Raw genomic sequence first — 24453 nt, forward strand, 5'->3', positions numbered from 1 at the left:
GAAAATAACTATTCTAATATTTTACTTCATTTCTCTTAGTTTGTTGAGCGCTAAAGCAGATGGGGGTAAGGAAGTTCTAGAAGGCGGAAAGGATTCTAAAAATAAAAATATTCCTAAAAATAATATCGAGGAATTAGTATTCTTAACTTGTCCAGGCAATCAAACAATTCAAATTAGTTCTGGATGCAGCGCCTCAGCTACTTGGATAGCGCCTCTTTCTTCAGATCCTTTAGCAACAGTAGAATCAACGCATAATTCAGGAGATACATTTCCAATAGGGAAAACAACTGTTTCTTATTTTGAAATAGATATTAATAATGACACGACTGATATTTGTTCTTTTATTATTGATGTGGTGCCGGAGGCTAGTTATGCGATAAGTAGTTGTCCATCAAATAGAACAGTGGAATTACAGGAAAATTGTGATAGAAGAGAAATTTGGTTCGAACCCACAGTTCCATGTGATCTGGTAATGGCTAGTAATTATCAACCAGGGGATTTATTTCCAATAGGAACCACAACAGTTTTTTATACCTCATCTAAAAATGGTGTAATTTATGGTACTTGTAGTTTCACAGTCACACTAAATGATATTTATCCACCTGTTTTCGATTCATGCCCTACAAATCTTGTTTTAGATGCTAATATTAATAATTGTGCGGCCGTGGCCAATTGGACTGAACCAATTGCAAGTGATAACTGTGGTTTTGAACCTACCTTAACGTCTAATTTCGCCAATGGTAGTACTTTCCCTATTGGAACCACAACCGTTACGTATACCGCTACAGATGAAGGTGGGAATGAATCTACCTGCTCATTTGATGTTACAGTGGTGGATAACACAGGCCCTGTATTCCTCAATATTCCTACTGAAATAAGGGCTTCGGCTGATGAAATTTGTGGGGCCATTGTTACTTGGGATGCAATTCAGGTAGAAGATAATTGCAGTGCTGATATTGACATTATAGTTAGCAGCGATGCTATTTCGGGAGATCTATTTATTTTAGGTCAACATCTTGTCACTTACAGCGCGGTTGATATAGATGGTAACGAAACTATAGAGAGTTTTAATGTCATTGTTGAGGATAATACAGCACCTGTCAATACAAGCTGTCCTAGCAACATTACGGCTTTTGCAGATAACAATTGTGAAGCTATAGTAAATTGGGATTTGCCCACTTTTACTGATAACTGTGCCGAAAACCCACAAATCGTTCCTTCACATAATCCGGGCGACACCTTTCTTTTTGGTGATACTGAAGTCAGTTACACGGCTACAGATCAAGCGGGAAATGAAACTATCTGTAGCTTTATTGTAACAGTTGAAGATAATACAGCTCCTATCATCACAACTCAACCCGCGAATTTAGTAGTTTCTGCAAATGATAATGCTTGTGAAGCCATTGTTACTTGGGATGCAATTACCGCAGTAGATAACTGTAGCAATGCAGTAGGCATTGTTTCTAATTTCAATTCTGGTGATGTCTTTCCTTTGGGGGAAACTACAGTAGATATTACAGCAACTGACGATTCGGGAAACCAGACTTTATCTTCTTTTACAGTCACTGTTGAAGATAATACTGCTCCTGCAATAGTAAGTTGTCCAACTGATATAAGTGTCTCAACTACTGATAATTGTGATGCTATAGCTAATTGGACAGTTCCAACTTTTTCCGATAATTGCGATGCAAATCCTGTAATAAGCTCTACTCATAATTCGGGAGATGTATTTCTCTTGGGAACTACTATAGTAACTTATACTGCAACGGATTCGACTGGAAACCAAAGTACTTGTAGTTTTAATGTAATTGTTGAAGATAATGTGGTACCGCAATTTACAAGTTGTGTAGCAAATGTAGTGGTAACGGCAGATACTCAGTGTCAGGCTGCAGCAGAATGGATTGCACCTGAAGTAACTGATAATTGTAGTGACGTCATTACATTAAGTAGTGATTTCAGTTCCGGAGACGTATTTCCATTGGGAAGTACAACTGTCACTTATACCGCTACTGATGAAGCAGGGAATAGTAATACTTGTAGCTTTGAAGTAATTGTGGAAGACAATACAGCTCCAGTCATTACCACGCAGCTTAATGATTTGGTAGTTACTGCAAATGATGATTGCCAGGCGACAGTAAGCTGGAATAATGTTTTGGCTGAAGATAACTGCAGTAATTCGGTCAGTTTATCAAGTAATTTCACTTCCGGAGATGTCTTTTTATTGGGCGAATCAACAGTAGAAATTACAGCCACAGATGATGCTGGAAATTTGACTATTTCTACTTTTACCGTTACGGTTGAAGACAATACAGCTCCTGTAGTAGTGAGTTGTCCAGCAGATATAAGGGTTTCAGCGCGAGGCAATTGTACGTCTCTTGTAGATTGGACTCTTCCTGAGTTTTCCGATAATTGCGATACCAACTTGACCATTTCATCTACTCATAATCCAAGACAACAATATCCTTTGGGAACTACTCTAGTGACTTATACTGCTACTGATGATGCAGGAAATGCAATAACTTGTAGCTTTAACGTAATAGTAGAGGATGATCGAGCACCTCAATTTACCACTTGCGTGGCTGATATTATTGTATATGCCAATACGGATTGTGAAGCAACAGCAGAATGGACAACACCTGAGGTAACAGATAATTGTGATACTAATGTAAATTTACATAGTGACTTTGCTTCTGGTGATGTTTTTCCTTTTGGAACCACTACCGTTACTTATACCGCTACCGATGATGCTGGAAATAGCAATACTTGTATTTTTGATGTTATAGTAAGAGATAACAGTGAGCCTTCAGTATTATTTTGTCCCGAAAATGTTGTGCTTAATGCAAATGCTGAATGTATAGGAATTGCTCAATGGGAAGAGCCAGTTTTTGAAGATTGTAGCAATCTTAGTATCAGTAGCAATTTCCAAATAGGAGATGAGTTACCAATTGGCGTTACAATGATTGAATATATTGCTACAGATGAAAATAGTTTTTCATCTGTATGTACGTTCGAAGTGGAAGTAGTGGATCAAACAGCACCTGAAGTTATAAATTGTCCGCAAGATATAAGTGTTTATGCAGCAGATAATTGCGAAGCTTTGGTGGAATGGGAGCCGCCTTCTGCAACTGATAATTGCTTATCCTTAAGCATGAATTCAAATTTCGAATCAGGAAGTACTTTCCCAATAGGAACAACCTTAGTAGAATATGAATTTATAGATGCTGCCGGCAATATAAGTATTTGCAGTTTTGAAATAAATGTTCTGGATGATTCTGATATTCTTATTAGTAATTGTCCAGAGGATATTATCGTTAAAGCTGAAAATAATGCCGGTACTGCAAGTGTAAGTTGGGAAGCTCCGACTGCTACAGCAGAATGCTCAGGAATAACAGTTGATGCAAGTCATGAACCGGGAAGCACTTTTGAGGTGGGGATTACTTTAGTCACTTATACTTTTATTAAAGAAAATAATCAGAGTTTAAGCTGCACTTTCGAAGTAGAGGTTGAGCCGCTTGAACTGGACGTAAAAATCAGCAAGTTACTTACCCCAAATGGAGATAATAATAACGATTCCTGGCTGATAGAAGGCATAGAGCAATTTCCAAATAATCAAGTAATCATAATAGACAGATGGGGGACAGAAATTTATTCTGCAGCCGGTTATAATAATAACGATGTGGTTTGGAATGGTGAAAATAAAAGTGGTGAGCTAGTCTCGAGAGGTACTTATTATTACTTTATTTCGATAAGAAATGAAGAAGATGGTATAGAACGAAAAGGCTTTCTGGAAGTACTTAGATAAAATTTAAAATGCTTAAAAATTACTTGATAAAATCATTATATCATCTTAATTATCAATAAATTAAGACCTGTGAACAAATTGATACACTATATAAAATTCTTTTTTCTTCTACTGCTCCTGATCAGTAGCTTTAGCACTTTTGTACATGCTCAGCAAGGCATACAATATACACAGTATATGTATGATGGATCTCTTATTAATCCTGCCTATGCGGGAGCAGATGAAGCCTTGAGTATTTCATTTCTACACAGAGATCAATGGAGCGGACTGGAAGGTGCACCGCAATCTCAGACCTTCTCAGTTCATTCGCCATTCAAAAATCCAAGATTAGGTACTGGTGTTTTTGTTCATAGAGAAAGCATAGGAGTGCATCAGAATGTACAGCTAGCAACCAACTTAGCTTATCATTTGCCATTAGGTAAACAAAGATATCTTTCTTTTGGTCTTAAGGCCGGAATGTTAAATGTACGCTCTGATTATCAATCCTTGCAAAATGGTAATCCAGATCCTTCCATAAATGATGCGCTTTTTTCAGGAACCGATTTCAATGCAGGCTTCGGATTTTATTACCGGAGTAACAAATTAGAGGCAGGATACTCCATTCCATCTATTATCAATAGAACTATCAATGTAAATGACACTATAAGTTTAGATCCTATTAATCTAAATCATTTATTATTTACTCAATATCATATTCCAGTAGGCAATAATTTCATTCTTAGCCCAGGCTTTTTATTGAAATATTATCAAGGCTCTCCATTAAGTTATGATCTCAATTTTTTAACCACCTTTAAAAGTGTACTTACAGCGGGTGTTTCTTATAGAAAACAAGAATCCGTTGATTTTTTAATCAGATTTAACCTTACACCTCAATTTCAGGTAGCCTATGCTTATGATTTTCCTATTGGAAATGTGAGTAGATTTGCACAGGCTTCAAACGAGATTATGCTTCGCTATATATTTAAATTCAAATATGATAATGTCAATTCACCTCAATGAAATTGATTCATCTACCATCTATATTCATTATGTTCAATAAAATTGCGGTTTTATTTACACTTGTTGTGCTTTTTTCTAGCGCCAACCTAAAAGCTCAAGAATCTGTTTTTTCTGCATTTAATCAATCGTTAGCTGATGCTGATAAGGCCTTTATTGCGGAAAATTACAGAAAAGCTTTGAGTATTTATGAAAGTATAGCTCAAAATGAAAATACTCCCGATAATATTGATCTCCGTTTGGCAAGAAGTTATTTTTTCACATTTCAATATGAAAAAGCCGTTCAGCATTACGGACAATATGAAAAAACCAATTTGGAATTTCCCACAGAGGATTATTTTTATTTTGCTGAAGCATTAAGCTCTACAGGAGATAGGAAACGAGCATTGCATTATTATCAAATTTGTCTGGACAAAAAGCCTAATAATGAATTATATGCCGGTAGAATATGGAGACTCAGTAATTTGACCTACTTATATGAAGATTCAATTAGAAATATGGCCCATTATGCCAAACTAAATAGCAATTATAGTGAATTGCAGATGGTTAAAGTATCTGAAAAAGAGGTTTATTTAGTTTCAAATCAACCTCAAGTAGAGATGATTAGGAAACTAGATATTAAAGAAAATGCGCCCTTTTATAATTTGAGGAAAGTCGAAACTTATGAAGATCCATTTTCTATAGTTGCTTTAAATTATGAAAACCTTAAACCAGCAGATCAGAATTTAAAAGCCCAATTCCATTTATCTGCTATCAATATTTTTGATGATGGAAATCAAATGGTCTACGCTTCTTCCGCAAAGCAAAAAAATGAAAAAGGAAACCATCCTTTGCAGCTGTATTTTGCTAAAAAGAAAAGAGGGAAATGGGTTAAAGTCGGTGATTATGAACATAATAATCCCGAATTTAATATCTCTGAACCTGCCATAAGTAATGATGGTAATAGACTGATATTTAGCGCTAATTTCATTAATGGATTGGGTGAAAAGGATTTGTATGTATCCATAAAAACAGAAGAGGGTTGGAGCGAACCAGAGAACTTAGGTGACAATATAAACACTGAGAGAGATGAGCGATTTCCATTTTTTCATCAATCAAATTTATATTTTTCTTCCAATGGACATCCTGGTTTAGGTGGATTTGATTTATATAAGGTAAAATTGATGGATGGAAACTATCAAGAATTGGAGAATTTAGGTTATCCGGTAAACTCTAAATTTGATGAGTTATCATTTAGTATTGACAGCCTAGGGCAGCAAGGCTTTTTAAGTTCCAATAGGAAAAATCAAGGCTTTGATTTCGATATCTATGAATTTGCACTGGACCTGCAGATTTATCCGCTTTCAGTAGAAGGAACAATAAAATTTATAGAGCATAATTGGATGGATTCAACTGAATTGAAAGTGCTTTCCAATGTTGAAATGGAATTGGTTGACCGCACTGGAAATAAGGTGGTAGCTAAAACCCGATCTGATGCAAAAGGAAATTTTAATTTGAAGGTTCCCTATTATAGTAAATATAAAATCAGAATTAGGGATGAAGATTTGGATGGATTTGTAAGTTTTGAAGTGCCAAAGTTTGCAAAACAGGATTTAAGTTACGAAATAGTGGTGGTGAATGATGACTTTAAAAACAGTTTGAGGGAAGAAAATGAGTAATTTATATTTTGGTATCTCTAAAAAATCTCCCCGTTTTATTGTACTAACTTTAATTGTAATAATAAGCTTTTTCTTTTCTCAAAAGAGTAAAGCACAAAACAATCAGGTTGTACAAGTTAAAGCCTTTTCAGAAAATCTTAGCCCTTATCCTAATCTTAGCTTGTCCATCAATAAAGGAGAGTTTATAGAATTGAATGAAAAAGGGGTGGTTTTTGTGAGTCTTAAAGCTTCTGATATTCCTATACAATCTATAAAATTAAAGGATGAAACATTAGAAGTAGCCTCGTGGAATTTAAGTAAGGGAATTTTAGAGGTTATTATTCGGAAGAAAAGCTATATCGATAAGAAAATTAAGCTGATAAACCAAAATGGAATAGCGCTAGCAGGTGTCCAAGTACAATTTATAGGTAATAAAGAAATAGACAAGCGCACAGATACTGATGGATTTTTAACAATCCCCTTGGCCTTAAATGAAGAAATTGAAAGCGTTGACCAGTTCAAAATCCCTGGATATAATATACAGAATTTTGAAAATTTAGGTATCGCTATCATTACTGTGAAGAAAATTCAACCGAAAGTAATTGAGTCCGAACCACAGATTATTGAAAAGCAATCCAATATTACTGAGCAAAATAATCAGACTGGTTTATTACTTCAGCAACTAGATACAATCTCTTCAATGAGAGGATTTTATGGATTGTTAAATAAAATACCTAAAGATCAGATTGATGAGGATACTCAATCCAGATTAGACCAGAAATTTGAGGAATTATTGAGTGATTTTAATAGCAGTAATTTAGCTGAATCTAATGATCCGCTTAACAGGATTTCTGATAGTACAATGGTTGAAGAAGATATTGACAATCTATTGCAGCAAGCTAGAAAGGATAACAAAAGCATAGCACAAAGTCGGTTATTAGAGGGTAAAATTCAAATGGTTCGCGAAAAGCTTAATGTGGGCTTTGAAAATATGTCAGAAGAATCAAAAACGAATCTTTTAGATGAAATTGAGCAGTTAGAAAATATCTTAGAAAATAATAAGAGTGTATTTAATGAGAATTTGAATATTTACTTAAATATTATCAATGAGTTAAAAAGACGATTTTTCGATTTACAAGAGTTAGAAAATCGATTGTCTGCAAGTGAAAGAGAGCGATTAAAAGAAAGAAAAATTTATCAGCAAAGATTATTTATAATTTTAGCTGTAGTTTTAGTTTTTGCATTTCTAATTATTCTTTTATTCTATTTCCGTTCAAGGTTAAAAAGACAAAAAGCAGAGCTTATTGAAGCCAATAAGGTGGTTAAACTAACGAATGAAAATCTGGAGAATATTGTATTAGAACGAACCTTTCTATTAAATAAAACTTTCAAAGAATTAGATACAGTTTTGTATAAAGCTTCTCATGATTTGCGTGCACCTCTCAGCTCTATCGCAGGTATTAGCGACCTAATCAACCGGGAAATTAACAATAAGCAATTAACCGGGCTTTTGTTAAAAACAAACAAGAGAATGGACAAGCTACTTAAAAAGTTAAGTACGGTCAGTGAAATCCATCAACCTGGTGAGTTTGAAGAAATTGACATAAAAGCTATTTGTAAAGAAGTGATTTCATCTTTCAAGAACATAATTGAAGAGCGTGGGATTAATCTAAAAGTAAATATAGAGGTAGAAAATTCAGTTATTAGTATCCCCAAATTGGTAGAAGTAGTGATTTACCATCTTTTAGAAAATGCATTCTTTTTTAGCTGGATTGATAATGAAAAAGCAGGAGAAGTAGTTTTAAACATTAGATCACAGGATGAAAAATTAAAAATTTCAGTTTCAGATAATGGAATTGGTGTTGAGGATAATTTAAAGCATAAAATATTTGAAATGTTTTATGTGGGCACTGAACAATCAGATGGTAATGGTTTAGGCTTGTATATAGTTCAAAAATCTACCGAATTGCTCAATGGAAGAATGAAAGTGGTTACGGATGAAAAAGGAATCACTAGGTTTATAGTACAACTCCCAACGGATGGAAAAGGAAGTAATACTTTAGAGTTTTTAGGAAGTTTGAATGCGTAAACTGATTTTTCTAATTTAATTAAGGATATTTTATGCTTTTTTTAGACATTAACTTGTGTAGAATCATTTTATGAATATTGGAGATAAGTTTAAAAATATTTCAGAATAAAATATCAATCTATAGTTAAAACTCACCACAACCCATTAATTTTAAGTTTAAGAACTTTTAAAAACGACTATGTTTAACGGAGCAGCATTTCCCAAAGCCTTAGAAGAATCTGTTTTTGAAGATTGGCTAGAAACCGGAAGAGCCAGTAAAATAGGCTATAAATACATGCTTATCATCTGGGATAATTATGATGATGATTATCAGGCCGTTTATGTGGAAGAAAGGGATAGCATATACAAATACGAGCATTATGAAAGCTCCACAGGCCGAGAATCATTAGTAGCGGCATATGATTTATATTCAGAAAGTAGAGTTGGTTAAATCTATTTTAACTCTGTTTTCTATTTTTATAATAATTTACTTATATTAAGAAATATATAAATTTTCTAATATGGTTAAATGACGGAGATTAGCTTAATATTTTTTAATAAGTACAGAGACTTTTTTATTTCTCTTATTTTCGGACTTCTATCTTCGGTTTTGGGATTGATTACAATTGACACTCCAGGCTTTGAAGGAAGTTATAGCGATTTGAGGGAAGTGGCTTTATTAATAGCAATTTTTCATTTAAGAAATCCGCTTTATATCATTTTACTTTGCGTGCTTACATTAATTGGCTTACCATTTGAGCTTAGATTATTCCCTATATTTCTGATGCATGCTATACCATTATTCATCTTATGGTATAGCTATCAATGGATTAAAAAATTTGATTTGACTGCTGTAAATTTAGGTATAATATGGTTTGTTAATTCGCTAATTTATTATTGTATTTTATTATATCCGATGCTTATCCTAAGCTATTGGTTATTTGGTTATAATCAGGATTTGGCTTTTTTACCTTCTTATAAATCTATTTTTATATCTGGAACGCTTGAAATGATGGCTACCGCATTTGTAAGTTCCATTTATTTGGTTCAGATGGATTATAGAAGAAAATTAGAAAATAATAATAAGAATTTGGAGAGAATTGTAAATCAGAGGACTGAAGAATTATCAAAAACAAATAATGAGTTAATTGAACTCAATTCAAATTTAGAAAATATAGTAGAAGAAAGAACGCAAATAGTTCAAGAACAACTTAAAAGAATTACGAAATATGTCCATATGAATTCCCATGAGGTGAGAGCACCATTGGCAAGAATTTTAGGGCTTCTTCAATTGATAAAAAAGGAAACTTCTGAAGAAAATAAGAAGAATATGTTGGATTTGATACTTGTAAGTTCAAAAGAATTAGATGTAATCGTAAAAAAGATGAATAGGATATTAGAAGTAGAACAAAAAGATATAAATTGATTTTCATTTTTATACTTTAATATTTTAATTGAGAAATACATTTAATAAAAACATAAATGAGTTCGATCTCATAATAGTAGGAGCAGGGCCTGCTGGATTTGCTTGTGCCCATCAGCTAAGAAATCAAGATTTAAAGATCGCCATTATTGATCAAGCTACATTTCCAAGAGATAAAATTTGCGGTGATGCCTTAAGTGCGGATGTGGTTAATCAGCTTAATCGTATGGATCAATCTTTAGGTGAAAATTTTGAAAGCTTTGTTCAGAAAATAGATTCACATGGTGTTCGTTTTGTTGCACCCAATCATTCCTTTTTGGATATTAATTATAAAAACCCCAATCATGGAAATGCAGCTGGCTATATCAGCAAAAGAATTGATTTTGATTATTTTCTGTTACAACAAATTCAAGATCAGTCCAATATTGAAGTTTTTCAGGGCGAAAAGGTCATAGACATTAAAAGTGATTCAGATAGAATTGAGTTGGAAACAGACCAAAGACAATTAACTGCTCAAATGGTCATAGGTGCTGATGGCGCCAATTCCATAGTCAATAAGAAATTAGGAAGCATAAAGGTGGAAAAAGATCATTATTGTGCAGGAATCAGGCAATATTACGAAGGCGTAACCGGCTTTAATGCTGATCATCAAATAGAACTTCATTTTTATAAAGAACTTTTGCCGGGCTATTTTTGGATTTTTCCTTTGCCTAATGGACAAGCCAATGTGGGATTAGGAATGCTCTCCAGTGAAGTAAGCAGAAGAAAAATAGACTTGAAAAAAGCTTTGAATGATTTAATTCAATCCAAAGCAAACTTAAAAGAGCGCTTTAAAAATGCAAGTGCCCTAGAAAAACCTCAAGGATTTGGCTTGCCTATAGGCTCTAAAAAGAGACCAATATCAGGGAATCGTTTTTTATTGTTAGGTGATGCTGCCAGCCTGATAGATCCTTTTACAGGAGAAGGGATTGGTAACGCCCTGAGAAGCGGAAGAATAGCTTCAGAATATATCATTAAATCAATTGAAAATCAGGATTTTACTGCAGATTTCCTTAGGCAATATGATAAGATGATTTACCATAAAATGTGGAATGAATTAAGTATCAGCCGTAAGCTTCAAAAGCTACTCCAGTATCCTAAACTCTTCAATTTTGTAGTCAATAAAGCCAATAAAAACTCATCAATTCGAACGCTTTTAACTTCCATGCTTGATAACGTTGATTTAAAAAAGGAACTCGTGAAACCAGGCTTTTATGTAAAGCTTTTTTTTGGGGGCTGATAGTTTACTCATCTAAATTTTTTCCAAAAGTATCCGAACTGGAAATCACTAAACCTAATTTTTTAAAAAAATATTCTTTCAGGTTCAATGGAATTAAGTCCGTAAAACTCAATCTTTTATTTCTTTTGTGTATATTGAAAGTCATCTATTTTCAATTTATCACAACTAAAATGCCCAAATTAAATTTAAGTAATTATGATACCGCCAATTTCTTAGATGAAATGGTGGATGAGAAAGGACAGATCAGAACATCATACACTTTGTTTCGTGAGCGAATCGAAAAAATGGGCTGGAAGAAATTGAACTTTCTGCAACATTCTACTGACAGGGCACAGCTGTCACTTGGGATGACATTTAATGTGTACAGTGACAATCAAGGCTTGGAGCGAATTCTGCACCTAGATATTATTCCAAGAATTATTGCGGGAGATGAATGGGATCTTCTGGAAAAAGGACTAAAACAAAGAATAATCGCTCTAAATTTATTTATAGCCGATATTTACGGTGAACAGAAGGTGCTAAAAGATAAAATCATTCCCAAAGAACTGGTTTTATCAAGTGCTACTTATTTAAAGGAATGTATTGGTTTAAAGCCTCCTAAAAATATTTGGTGTCATATTACCGGTTCCGATTTAATAAAGGGAGATGATAATCAATTTTACGTATTAGAAGACAATCTACGTTGCCCCTCAGGTGTTTCCTATATGCTAGAAAATAGAGAAATCCTAAAACGTACTTTTCCTGAGGTATTTGAGAAATTGAAAGTGCGACCTGTTAATAATTATGCCCATAATTTGCGGGATATGTTAGAGTCATTATCGCCTCAATCAGAGGCTACAATAGCAGTAATGACTCCAGGAGCCTATAACTCGGCTTATTTTGAGCACGCCTATTTGGCGCAGCAAATAGGAGCGGAGTTGGTAGAAGGAAGAGACCTGGTAGTGAAAGATGATTTCGTGTATATGATTACGACTAAAGGTCTTAAAAGAGTGCATGTTATTTACCGTAGGGTAGATGATGAATTTATAGACCCGCTGGTTTTTAATAAAAAATCTTTACTGGGAACACCCGGCTTGTTTAAAGCTTACAAAAAAGGAAATGTGGTTTTGGTAAATGCGCCTGGAACAGGTGTGGCTGATGATAAAGCGGTATATGCTTATATCCCTAGAATCATCAAGTATTACTTAGGGGAAGAAGCGATACTGGATAATGTGAAAACCTATATATGCGCTGAAGAAGACGATAGGAAATACGTGCTGGAAAACATAGATCAGCTAGTTGTAAAGCAAACGGATGCCTCAGGGGGTTACGGAATGCTTATTGGCCCTAAAGCTACTAAAGCCGAGCATGAAGAGTTTAAAGTTAAAATTAAAGCAAACCCAAGGAATTACATTGCCCAACCAATGATTAATTTATCGCGTGTTCCCACTTTAACTGAAGATGAAATTCAGGGTAGGCATGTGGATTTACGTCCCTATATTTTGTATGGCGATGATATAAAGATTACACCAGGTGCATTGACAAGAGTAGCCCTAAAAAAAGGATCTATTGTCGTGAATTCTTCACAGGGCGGAGGAAGCAAGGATACTTGGGTTTTAGATTAAATAAATTATCAATGGATCATTTATAAATAATTAAACATCAGTTGTTTATAGGTGTTTATTAAACTTAAAAATAATGTTATGTTAAGCAGAGTTGCCGACCATATTTACTGGATGAATCGTTACATAGAAAGAGCGGAAAACTACGCTCGTTTTATGGACGTAAATTTTAATTTATCGCTAGATTTACAGCCTGATGAAGCGGCTCAGTGGAAACCGTTGGTGGTCACCACTGGAGATTGGCCCATCTATGAGCGCTTGCACAAAACAGTGGATAAAGGTAAAGTGATCCATTTCTTAGGATTTGATGCCAAGAACGGTAATTCTATCCATAATTGTATTATCAATGCACGTGAAAACGCACGAGCAATTAGACCTGAAATAACGAAAGAGGTTTGGGAGCAAATCAACTATCTTTATTATTTTGTGAAGGAAGGCACTGAAAAGAAAAGGTGGGAAAGAAATGACCCTAGAAATTATTTTATAGAAATAAAAAAGGGCTGCCAAATGCTTTATGGAATTTTTGATTCTACTATATCTAAATCAGAAGGCTGGCATTTTGGTAAAATCGGACAGCTTATGGAACGTGCAGATAAAACCTCTCGGGTGCTAGATGTAAAATATCATATGCTTTTGCCGGAATCGGCCAAAATTGGCTCTCCATTTGATCTTATACAGTGGTCTGCCTTGTTGAAGTCGGTGAGTGCATACGATATGTATCGAAAAAAATATGGTAAATTAACTGCACTCGGAATCTGTGAATTTCTAATATTTGATAAACACTTCCCAAGGTCAATCCTAAACTGTTTGATTGGCGTTGATCGATCTTTAATGGCCATTGCAGACCAGGAAAAGCCTTACCGGTCAAAAGTAGAAAAACACTTAGGTTTATTAAGAGCGCAATTAGAGTATTCAGATATCAATGAGGTATTTGAATTAGGAATACACGAATTTTTAGATGCTATTCAGTCTAAATTAAACGATGTTTCAGAAAGTCTTTTTAAAACATACTTTTCAGTAGCAGAATCCTATACCTCACCTACTCCATTGATCACGAAAAACTATCAATAGTAGCTCATTAGGAAGTGAAACGAATGCCAAAAATATTCAAATGCAAATTAAAATAAACCATGATACGCACTACTCTTTTGATTCGGAAGTATTCTTAGAGCCTCATTATTTAAGATTCCAGCCAAGAAGTACAGTCTACAGTCAAATTCAAAGTATTGCGCTAAATATTAATCCATTACCCGAGGGCAATAAAGTAATTAGGGATGAGGAAAATAATATCCTTAATTTTTGTTGGTTTGGAGGGAAAACTCAAAATCTCACCATTAAATTGGAAACTATAATTGAGACCAGAGATTATAATCCTTTCGACTTTATTGTTTCACCTTTTCGGTATAATCAACTTCCTTTTGGTTATAGCCCACAAGAAAGAAAGTTGCTTCATGCTACATTAGCCAAACACGCTATATCTGAAAAATTATATCAATATGGTATAAAAATTCAAAAATCGGCTGGACAAGAAACAATTCCTTTCTTAACGCAATTGACCGATCAATTACATCAGGATTTTAGCTTGATTTACAGAGAAGAAGGAGAACCCTGGCAGCCAGATGAAACTTTTGTGAATCAAAAAGGCTCCTGTAGGGATTTAGCCTGGATGCAGATTATGTTATTAAGACATTTGGGTATTGCTTCCCGTTTTGTAAGCGGTTACTATTATTTCGACATGGAGGAAGAACCTAACTATGAATTACATGCTTGGGTAGAAGTATTTTTGCCTGGAGCTGGCTGGGTAGGATTGGACCCCAGTCATGGTATTTTAACTGGCAATACCCACCTGCCATTTGCTGTAAGTGCCTATCCTGAAAAAACCATGCCCGTCACAGGAAGCATTAGGGGAGCAGCGAAGATGACCATGCAAACAGATTTGATGATTAGAGTTTTTAGCTGATTTTTCTAAATCATCCTGACCCATCTTCGGTGTGCCCCCTTTTCTTCACGAAGAGAAGGGGAATATTTTGAGCATTTACCAATAGCTCTATTAAAAGTATTAAGCTCCTAATGAATTATAGAGAAATGTTAATTAGCACGGGATTTCTCCCCTCTATTCTCCGAAGAGAGGAAAAGATTTATCTAAGATAAATCAGGGGGGGTAGTTTTATTTAACTGGCTGTTTTGGCTAAGTTTATGTGGATAAAATAGTGAAGCCTTTTTTTCATAGCTTTACAGTATCAAAATTTCTTTATAATTAGGAGAGTAGCTAGAAATGAAAATATTCGAATGCGGTCATTGCCATTATGCTTTATTTTTTGAAAATAATCATTGTGAAAATTGTGGACATTTGTGTGGATACGATGATATTGGTCACAAAATCCTCACTTTTGACCCAGAGAATGCGGCTTTAATTTCAGACCGAAATCATAATGTCTATAAATATTGTAAAAATAAGGAATATGACGTCTGCAATTGGTTGATCCCTGTGGAAGACTCTGCCGACTTTTGCTCAGCATGTCAGCTTAATAGAACCATTCCCAACCTTTCACAGAAAAAGAATTTTGAAAATTGGAGAACTCTGGAAGTGGGCAAGCACCGGCTGATTTATCAACTTCATAAATTGCATTTACCAATAGTCAGTAAACATCAGGATGAGCAGGGTTTGGCTTTTGATTTTGTGGTAAGTCAAGAGCCAGGCCAGTTGATGACGGGGCATGCTAATGGGATCATCACCATTTTACTAAGGGAGGCCGACTCTGTATTTCGTGAACAAACCAGAATACAATTATTGGAGCCGTATAGAACCTTAATTGGTCATATGCGGCATGAAGTAGGCCATTACTTCTGGGATCGCTTAATTAGCAATGATGAAAAAATATTGGCAGAATTCAGATTAACTTTTGGTGACGAACGCCATGATTATAGCGAGAGCCTAAAGCAATATTATGAGAAGGGAGCTCCTGAAGAGTGGCAACAAACATTTATAAGTAAATATGCGAGTTCCCATCCCTGGGAGGACTGGGCTGAAACCTGGGCACATTACTTGCATATCATGGATATGGTAGAGACCGCTTATTACTTTGGGATAAAAGCCAATCCAAAAGGCACGACAAAAAGTATGAATTTGGATGTCTCATTTGATCCTTACCAAGTCTTGAACTTTGATTCTGTGATTCAAACATGTGTTCCGCTTTCTTTTGCAGTGAACAGCATCAATCGTGCAATGGGGGTGCCTGATGTTTATCCTTTTGTGATTTCGAGTGCTGTAGCTAATAAGATGAAGTTTATTCATCATCTTTTACTCTCAATAAAGAGAAGAGATAAGAATTAGAACTTTATTATCAGTTCAAAAGATTCAATTTTTAATTATATTAACTTAATCAATGCCTCAGATCATAACTGAAGCTACTATTCACCTATTGTACGGCTTATGAGAAAATGCTGGAAATTATTATAATTGGTATTTGCGGTTAGGAAATCGAACCTCATTAGAATGGCTAAATCAAACCACTTTTCTGTAATAAAGAATCCAACTTATCAAGATTAATCGGCTTCTCTATGAAACCAATAACATTAGGATATTCCTCTAATTTCTTTTGATCAATATCTTCAGAGGAGATCATAATAATTTTAGGTTGTTGCTTCATCAAATCGAGAACATCGAAACCGCTTAAACCATCAATATATTGATCCAGAAAGACTAAATCAGGGTGATTTCTATGGATATCCAGTAAGCCACCCAACGTATTATTTCTAGAGCTTATATGGTCAAAACTGGAAAATCGATCCTCTACACTAGTCTTTAGCCACTTACTGAATACTATATCATCATCTATAATTAAGTATTTTACCTTGTTCATATATTATTTTTATTAATAATAAATCTTTAGTCTTTTCAAAAGTACAAAAAAATAGTAATTATGCTAGGTTTAAATATACTTTAAAGTGACTCTATTAGGAGTGTTCCAGATATCAGCTTGATTTAATTATGCGCTTAACTGGCTTTAGTAAGCACTATTTAATTATAAGAATAAGCAGTTTTTTTCTCAAGAGTGGGTTAAATTATTGGCTTTTTTAGCTTGGTGTAATATATTTATGCTTTTACCTCTAAATAAGTTAATAAAAAACTATTTCTTTGTTAGTTGAATAATTACAGTTCTTTAATTCAAGATAGCAATGAAAAAGATTTCTTTATGTTTACTTTCTCTCAGTCTGTTTTTGATCAGTTGTACTGATGAAATAGATGGTCTGACATTCGAGAAAGTTTCCCCTGTAGTTTCTGCACCCATAGGAACAGTAACATTAAGCACTGAAAATTTAAGTGATTTATTTGATAGCCTCTCTTTAAGAGAAGGACCTTCAAATGTTATAGAATTTTACTATGATACAGACTTTATAAATTTGCCCGTTTTCGATCGCTTTTCTTTAAAAAATCAACAATTTGCAAATAGAATACCGTTTACATCAGTTGGTTTTACTAATGGTGAAATGAATATTTCTTCACCGGAGGAATATAATTCCTTCACTATAGCCAATAAAGACTTAAGTGACCCAGCAGCTGAATTGACAAAAGTGAACTTTAAAGGTGGCACCATTAGTATTTCTCAAGACAAAAACTTTGATCATGACCTGAATACCAATGTAAGCTTTCCTAAGTTGACTAAAAATGGTGTTGCTTTATCCATAAGTTTAAACAATATAGAAGCTATAACAGAATCTTTAACTGATTATAAGTTGGATTTAACGGGAAGTAATGGTGACACAGTTAATACAATAGAGTATGCCTTAAATTCTACTATTATAGAAACCGGAAATTCAGATACAGGCTCTTTCACCCTTTCCTTTGCTTTAGAAAATATGGAATTTACCTATCTTGAAGGTGATTTAAAGACCTATAGGTTTGATGACTTTGATGGACAGTTTGATTTAGGCTTACCCCAGAATGATTTTCCGGACAATATTCGTTTTACTGATCCCAAAATAGAGCTAACCGCCATGAATTCTTCCGGTATTCCATTTGGATTTAACTTTAACGGAATTTCTGTTATTGAAGAAAATGGTGATACCTCTTTGATCACGGGTACTTATTTAGAGGAGTCACAAATATTAAATGCTTCAAATACTCCTGGTCAATCTGCAGAGAGCATATTTATGGTATCAAATGAAAATACAAATAATTTGGTTGATTTTATCAGTAATATCCCGGAAAGCGTCTATTTTAATGGATTTATTGAGGCCAACCCTGATACTACAGTGAAAGCCAATAATTATGTTACAGATAGTAGTGGTTTATCAGTATCAGCACAATTAATTTTGCCTATGACAGGCTATGTTAATAATTATGCAGTAACAGATACCATCAATAATGTGAATTTAAGCTTATCAGATGATGGCAGTGTTAGTTTGGAAAATATTAACTTTCGCGTAGTCTCTGAAAACGCATTTCCTATAAATATTGCAGTACAGCTATACTTTATGGACTCTACTGAGACAGCAGGAAATATAGTACTTGATTCTTTATTTGACAGCTTTGAGGCCTCTGTTATTTCACCTGCTGGTGAAGTAAATGGTGAGGGGATTGTAAATAGTGCTACTACGCTTCTCTCTGATATTTCTATTGATCAGGAAAAATATGAGAGAATAAAGACAAGCTCAAAAATTAAGCTTGTGGGTAAACTCTTAAGCCCCGGTGCAAATGATGCCAATCCAAAAAGTGTCAAAGTAACAACTGATAATTATTTAACCATCAGCCTTGGGTTATCTGCTCAAGCCATTATTGATCCTGCGAAATTTTAAAAATTATGCTTTTGAAAAAATATATATTCATAATAGGTGCGGCAACTTTAATTTTTTGTGCTCATAAAAGTTCAGCACAACAAGAGTTTACCTTATATCATATGCCTGTTTTGAGTCAGTCTACTTATTTGAATGCTGCCAGTGTACCAGAATTCAAGGTTTCCTTGACATTACCAGGTACAAGCGTGTTTGTTGGTTTAAATAATTCTGCTTTCAACACTAAAGCTTTTGTAGATAAAAGTGGAAATGTAGATTACGCCAAATTTGTTTCCAGCTTAAAAGAATCTAATAACTATTTAGGTGCTGGTGCTTCCGTAGACTTATTTAATCTGCGACTAAAAGTTGCAAACAATTTCTTTTCAATTAGCAGTCGACTAATCCATGATACTCGCTTTTTATATCCCCAAGATTTGTTAGGGGTTGTTAGTGAAGGCTTTCAGGATCAATATAGTTTAACAGGTATTGGCCTTCACTCGTCCACTTATATTGAAAACGCAGTAGGCTTTACAAGAGCAAAGCCAGACTCAAGATGGACTTATGGTGGACGTCTGAAATTGCTTAGTGGCATTGCTAATGTGCAAACGAATAGGTCAGATTTAGAACTCAATATTAACAATGATAATATTTATAACTATCAGGTAGATATTGATCTGGAAGTTAACAGCAGCGTGGGGATTGATGAAACTTTTACTGATGATTTAGGAAGTTTGAATTCCGTAAACGATTATAGAAATGCCGTAAATCTGAACAGAGGTTATGCTATTGACGGTGGAGTAACCTACCAACATACTAATAAACTGAGCTTTGGTTTGGCAGTGAACAATGTTGGCTTTATTAATTGGGGAAATTATGTCAGAAATTATACATCCAAGTTTTCAACCACTTATGATGGCATAGTGATAGAAGATTTTAATAATTCGGGTAACAATCTTGACAGTGTTGCGAACCATTACCAGGAAGTTTTTAAGGAAAATACAGATACTACAAAACAGGCTTATCAAACGTGGTTACCTTCAACTGTTTTCCTCAGCGCACATTACCAATTGAGCCCTAAAGTGCGTGCCTCAGGCTCTATATATACTGAATTTTTTAGAGGTATTTCAGTAGGAGGAACGGCAGGATTAAATATTTCATTAGGTAAGGGAATTGATTTCACTACTTCATGGTGGTATTTACGAAAAAGTGCTGCCAACATGGGGCTGGGCTTAGTTTTTAAGACTGGTTGGGTTCAGTCCTATATCATAATGGATAATGTGCTACCCCTTAGTTTTGTTAATATTAATGACACTGAGCTTGGTATCAACGATTTATTATTACCCTATCAGATGAAAAATGTGAATTTTCGCTTTGGTATTAACCTCGTTTTCGGAAGAATTAAAAATGAAAGCATGCTCCCGGCACAAGGACTTATGAAACGAAAAGATGCTTTCAGAAAATATTTATACAAACCCACATCTAATTAATTATGACTGTGAAAAAACAGAATATCATATATAGCTTTTTCATACTTATTTGTTTTGCACAGATTCAGCTAGGGTTCTCTCAGCAGCGAACCAAGCATGGAACGCTCAACCGATTTATTCCTTATAGCATTAGCGATAGCATTAATTCATCCTATGATGAACTTAATCCAGTACTGAGTATCGATGGAAACACTTTGTTTTTTACTCGTTCCAATCATCCTGAAAATCATTATGGCGATTATCGCAGCCAGGATATTTGGTACAGTACAAAAGATGATGAAGGCCACTGGAGCAAGGCTAAAAGGGTACAAGCAAGCTTTAACAATAACCGATTTAATGCTATTTATGCAGCATTAGAGGATGGAGGATATTTGATTTCTGGAGTTTATACCAAAAAAGGCCGGTATAAAAGAAGAGGTTTATCCATAGTGGATTATAAAGATGGTAAGTGGTCTAGGCCTGAAAAACTAAAAGTAAGAGGACTCAAAAAACAGAATGAAGGCTTAACCTTCTCGGCAGGGATTAGTGATGATGGAGGTTTACTTATTCTTGCGTACTCTAAAAAATGGCAAAAGGATGAAAATGACCATTTAAGATACAGCACCAAAAAACGAAATGGAAAATGGAAAAAGCCTAAGAAGATAAAAAACAAGGTATTGGACAGAGAGTTTGGTTCTATTGACGCCCCCTTTGTAGCTGCAGATGGCAAAACCATATATTTTTCAGCCTTCAGAGATAGAAATGCTCAATATTACCAAAACGACATATACAAAATCACGCATAGGGGAGGCAAATTAAAGAAAAATTGGTCGAGCCCAAAAAAGCTTGATAATGTGGTGAACACCGAAGAATGGGAAAGTTATTATAAGCTCTTTAATGATGAAAATTGGGCTATGTATTGTTCTGCTAGTATTGGAGGCGATTCTGATATTCTCATCGTTAAATTGATAGAACCCAGGCCTTATGTGGATCTCAAAGGTTTAGTTACCCTCAACGAAGAAGTTTATAAAGCACCATTTAAGGTCATGATTAATGATCAAATAATAGACTCGGTAAATGTTGATGCTCTTAATGGAAGCTATGCTGTTCAACTTCCTTTAGGAAAGCGCTATGAATTAAAAGCCATTGCTGATAATAAAGTGGCCAAAACTTTAGTTGTGGATGCCAGCCATGAGTTGGAATACCTTCCTATGGAAAGGAACTTAGAAATCGCCTTGGTACCATTCCTTGATTTATCAGGAAGTGTAACCGTTGATGGCCGCATGCTTACGGACCCTTTTGAAGTCTTAGTCAACGGTCAAAAAGTTGATTCCATGAAGATCAATCAGCTGCGAGGTACTTATTCTGTTAAATTACCACTTGGTGAAACTTATCGATTAAGCGTGAAGTCTGGTAACTATATTCCTATCCCGGAAATTATTGATGTTAGCAATGAGAAGCAGCAGGTGAAGGTTTTCAAAGATCTAAAAATGAAAGCAATACCTTATGTAGATATTTCTGGGCAGGTTCTTAATCAGGAAAGCGGGAAGGTACTCAATCCAAGTACACAACCAAAAATAATGGTAGATGGGGTTGTTGTGGATAGTGTAGGCATTGTAAATGGAAACTACAGTCTCCGATTACCATGGGGTAAAAAGTATTTGGTACAAGTACAAGCCAATGAATTTGCACCTGAGGTAGCCGTAATAGACTTATTTAATGTAAATAATTATGAGCAAAGAAGTCTTAATTTATATGCAGCTCCATTGCAAAAATATGCTACCATTACAGGTAAGGTCCTTAATAAAAAGACAGGAATGCTTATTAAACAGCCTTTTACTATTGATGTAGATGGAACAGCCAGTACCAATAGTACAGTGAATCCATCAGAAGGTACTTATAGTGTTAAAATACCGCTTGGTGGCAAAGTGACTCTAACGGCTCGAGCAGATTCTTATTTCCCTATTTCTGAAGTGATTGACGTTACGCAGGAAACAGAAAATGTTAAAATTCTAAAAGACTTACAGCTGGTACCACTTGAAGTTGGTGAAAGTATTCTGTTAAATAACATTTTCTTTGAAACGGCCTCCACCAAGCTTAAGCCAGAATCCTTTACTGATATTGATAGGGTAGCGGATCTTATGCGCGCAGTACCTACATTAAAAATTGAAATTAGTGGATATACCGATAGTTCAGGAAAAGATAGCTATAATATGGCTTTATCTAAATCGAGAGCAGAATCCGTGGCCAATTATATTATTGGTTTGGGCATTGATGAAGATAGAGTTAACTCCAAAGGATATGGAGAAAGTAAACCTGTAGGTTCTAACTTAACGCCTGAAGGTAGAGCCAAAAACAGAAGAGTAGAATTTATTATTCTGGAAAAATAAAGAAGGAATATATCATCATTAAAGTGCAGGTAATAGTGCTTGCACTTTAATGGTTTTTATTTCTATGTGATGATCTAGGATTCATTTATAGAAATCTAGTACCTCTATTAAGTTCAACCGCCCAAATTAAATTATTAGTTTTTGAAGTGTATAATTCTCAAATCAAAATTCTTAAAATGATGAAAACGAAACTAAAATCTATCTTTCTATTTCTAATTATTGGACCTCTAGTCATCATTTCTTGTACTAAAGAAAACGCACCAGATCCTGATTTGAATGATGATAATAATCAGGATTCCGTAATAGTGGATGCTGACCCTCTCATTCTCTCTATGGAACCAGCTGTTGGGCAAATGGCCGATACAGTTACCATTTTTGGAGAAAATTTTATTTCGGATACCTCTAGAATAAATGTAGATTTCACAGGTAAATATGCACTTATTTTGGAGGCTTCTGAAACTGAACTAACAGTACAAATCCCATGGCAATGGACAGGAGGAGCGATTAGAATTTCAATAGATGATACATTCTATTCTGATATTTATGGAGATTTTGAGTGGCTTGGCCGACCTTATTTCGTTTATTCTATGCAACCTAATGAAGGAAGTGCCGGGCAGGAATATCAAATTAGAGGAGATGATTTACCGGCAGATAGTACCTTGTATGATCTTAGATTTGAAGGAAACATAAAATCAGAAGTTACAGTTAGAAACTCTTTTGATGCAAGGACTATTTTACCGCATGGAGTGGCTTCGGGAGGACTGGTAAAGCTTACCATAAACGGCTATAGATTTGTTCCCGATTATAATTTCAAGGTGATAAATGGTGGGAAATGGGAGCCTATAGGAGAATTCCCCAATGGAGGTGCTTTTAGTAATATGGCTGTTTTCGAAATCAATGGGATGCTCTATGCGGGTTTTGGCACAACAGGATCATATGATGATTTTTATCAATTTAATACTGCAACAGGGGAAATAACTCGTCTTGCTGACACACCAAATACCACTAATTCTCCTTTTGCTTTTTCTTATGAAGGAAAAGGATACGTAGGAAGTGGCTTATTTAGTTATCAAAACTGGTCCAATATTGTAATGGAATATGATCCAAGCACTGATACTTGGACGCAATTAGCAAACTTTCCGGGCGAAGGCAGGAGTAATACTTCTTACTTCCAGATTGGTAGTAAGGGATATGTCTTTGGAGGACAGAAGGCTAGTGGGGGCCTAGGTAATGATCTTTGGGAGTTTGATTTGATTACAAAAACGTGGACGCAAAAGACTAATATGCCGGGAACTGCTCGTGAGTTAGCTGCTTCTTTTGTGATTGATGGTATTGCTTACATTTTTGGAGGTAGAACATCTTCACAAGAATTGGGAGATTTTTGGTCTTACAATCCTGACACCGATACCTGGACTGAACTGGATGATACAACACCGCTAGGCACTCGATATGGCACCATCTCCTTTGCTCTCAACGGAAAGGGGTATGTTGCTGGTGGCTCTGCTTACAGTGAAGATGGAATTGCCCCTAGAGATGCTTTTAGCTATGATCCGGTTAGCAATACTTGGGAAAGGATTAGTAATATTTATGATCCCGAAGTCACACATACCACAACAATAGTGCATAATAATGCAGCCTATATTTTTCCAAGTTTATATAGGGATGAAATGTATAAATTTACTGATCAGGAATAGTACCGTATCTGTTTAAAAGCCTTTAATTTCAGAAATGGAGTTAAAGGCTTTTTTATACATAATAAAATCAGGGTGGAATATTATTTAGTTAGGAGGTCCAGTTAGTTATATAACTGGAATATCAGATCAACACGTTTTTAACTATTACTACTATATATTTAGCCAAACATAAAAATTACTCAATATTCATGACTATTTTTGTGGCTTCAAAATTGATATATGACAGAAATTCAGGAAGAAAGCAAGCCCAAAGCTTTCAGTGAAGAACAAATTGATGATTGCATTTCTCTTCTAGAGACATTGAATTTGGATACCAATCAAA

16 protein-coding genes are annotated in these 24453 nt (G+C 34.9%); 15 read left to right on the forward strand and 1 reads right to left on the reverse strand.

Going from position 1 to position 24453, the window contains the following annotated elements; translation table 11 throughout:
- The first annotated feature begins 40 nt into the window (after positions 1–40).
- The 11 genes from Q0L29_RS02145 (at position 41) to Q0L29_RS02195 (ending at position 16140) form a co-directional block, all read left to right on the forward strand.
- Complete coding sequence (locus Q0L29_RS02145) at positions 41–3802, forward strand: HYR domain-containing protein (RefSeq protein WP_296618670.1); 3762 nt, start codon at positions 41–43, stop codon at positions 3800–3802.
- Between the two features lie 69 nt (positions 3803–3871).
- A complete protein-coding gene (locus tag Q0L29_RS02150; protein ID WP_296618671.1) occupies positions 3872–4801 on the forward strand; it encodes a type IX secretion system membrane protein PorP/SprF in 930 nt (309 codons plus the stop codon).
- On the forward strand, positions 4798–6456 hold the full coding sequence (locus Q0L29_RS02155) for a tetratricopeptide repeat protein (RefSeq protein ID WP_296618673.1): 1659 nt from the start codon (positions 4798–4800) through the stop codon (positions 6454–6456). The genes Q0L29_RS02150 and Q0L29_RS02155 overlap by 4 nt, the downstream gene beginning before the upstream one ends.
- On the forward strand, positions 6449–8524 hold the full coding sequence (locus Q0L29_RS02160) for a HAMP domain-containing sensor histidine kinase (RefSeq protein WP_296618674.1): 2076 nt from the start codon (positions 6449–6451) through the stop codon (positions 8522–8524). The genes Q0L29_RS02155 and Q0L29_RS02160 overlap by 8 nt, the downstream gene beginning before the upstream one ends.
- 178 nt (positions 8525–8702) lie before the next feature.
- Positions 8703–8954, forward strand: coding sequence for a hypothetical protein (locus tag Q0L29_RS02165; RefSeq protein WP_296618676.1), 252 nt, complete (start codon positions 8703–8705; stop codon positions 8952–8954).
- A gap of 78 nt (positions 8955–9032) precedes the next feature.
- Positions 9033–9929, forward strand: coding sequence for a histidine kinase dimerization/phospho-acceptor domain-containing protein (locus Q0L29_RS02170; protein ID WP_296618677.1), 897 nt, complete (start codon positions 9033–9035; stop codon positions 9927–9929).
- A gap of 28 nt (positions 9930–9957) precedes the next feature.
- On the forward strand, positions 9958–11205 hold the full coding sequence (locus Q0L29_RS02175) for an NAD(P)/FAD-dependent oxidoreductase (RefSeq protein ID WP_296618679.1): 1248 nt from the start codon (positions 9958–9960) through the stop codon (positions 11203–11205).
- Between the two features lie 170 nt (positions 11206–11375).
- Positions 11376–12809, forward strand: coding sequence for a circularly permuted type 2 ATP-grasp protein (locus Q0L29_RS02180; protein WP_296618680.1), 1434 nt, complete (start codon positions 11376–11378; stop codon positions 12807–12809).
- Positions 12810–12887: 78 nt separating this feature from the next.
- Positions 12888–13877 carry an alpha-E domain-containing protein gene (locus Q0L29_RS02185; RefSeq protein ID WP_296618682.1) on the forward strand — a complete coding sequence of 330 codons (990 nt, stop codon included), beginning with the start codon at positions 12888–12890 and terminating at the stop codon, positions 13875–13877.
- 40 nt (positions 13878–13917) lie between these two features.
- Entirely contained in the window at positions 13918–14766 is an 849-nt protein-coding gene (locus Q0L29_RS02190) for a transglutaminase family protein (protein ID WP_296618683.1), read from the forward strand.
- Between the two features lie 315 nt (positions 14767–15081).
- Positions 15082–16140: a putative zinc-binding metallopeptidase gene (locus tag Q0L29_RS02195; RefSeq protein WP_296618685.1), complete on the forward strand. Its 1059-nt coding sequence runs from the start codon at positions 15082–15084 to the stop codon at positions 16138–16140.
- Between the two features lie 166 nt (positions 16141–16306).
- Here the strand turns inward: Q0L29_RS02195 and Q0L29_RS02200 are convergent, their stop codons facing one another.
- On the reverse strand, positions 16307–16669 hold the full coding sequence (locus tag Q0L29_RS02200; RefSeq protein WP_296618686.1) for a response regulator: 363 nt from the start codon (positions 16667–16669) through the stop codon (positions 16307–16309).
- Between the two features lie 316 nt (positions 16670–16985).
- On the opposite strand from Q0L29_RS02200, the gene Q0L29_RS02205 reads away from it, so the two are divergent.
- The 4 genes from Q0L29_RS02205 (at position 16986) to Q0L29_RS02220 (ending at position 24131) form a co-directional block, all read left to right on the forward strand.
- Positions 16986–18605: a hypothetical protein gene (locus Q0L29_RS02205; RefSeq protein WP_296618688.1), complete on the forward strand. Its 1620-nt coding sequence runs from the start codon at positions 16986–16988 to the stop codon at positions 18603–18605.
- Positions 18606–18616: 11 nt separating this feature from the next.
- On the forward strand, positions 18617–20068 hold the full coding sequence (locus Q0L29_RS02210; protein ID WP_296618689.1) for a DUF5723 family protein: 1452 nt from the start codon (positions 18617–18619) through the stop codon (positions 20066–20068).
- A 2-nt stretch (positions 20069–20070) separates the two neighbouring features.
- Positions 20071–22437: an OmpA family protein gene (locus Q0L29_RS02215; RefSeq protein WP_296618691.1), complete on the forward strand. Its 2367-nt coding sequence runs from the start codon at positions 20071–20073 to the stop codon at positions 22435–22437.
- Between the two features lie 176 nt (positions 22438–22613).
- Positions 22614–24131 (forward strand): kelch repeat-containing protein, encoded by a 1518-nt coding sequence (locus Q0L29_RS02220; protein WP_296618693.1) that lies wholly within the window; start codon positions 22614–22616, stop codon positions 24129–24131.
- Positions 24132–24453: the final 322 nt, after the last annotated feature.

Source organism: Marivirga sp. (assembly GCF_024636815.1).
Lineage (GTDB): Bacteria > Bacteroidota > Bacteroidia > Cytophagales > Cyclobacteriaceae > Marivirga.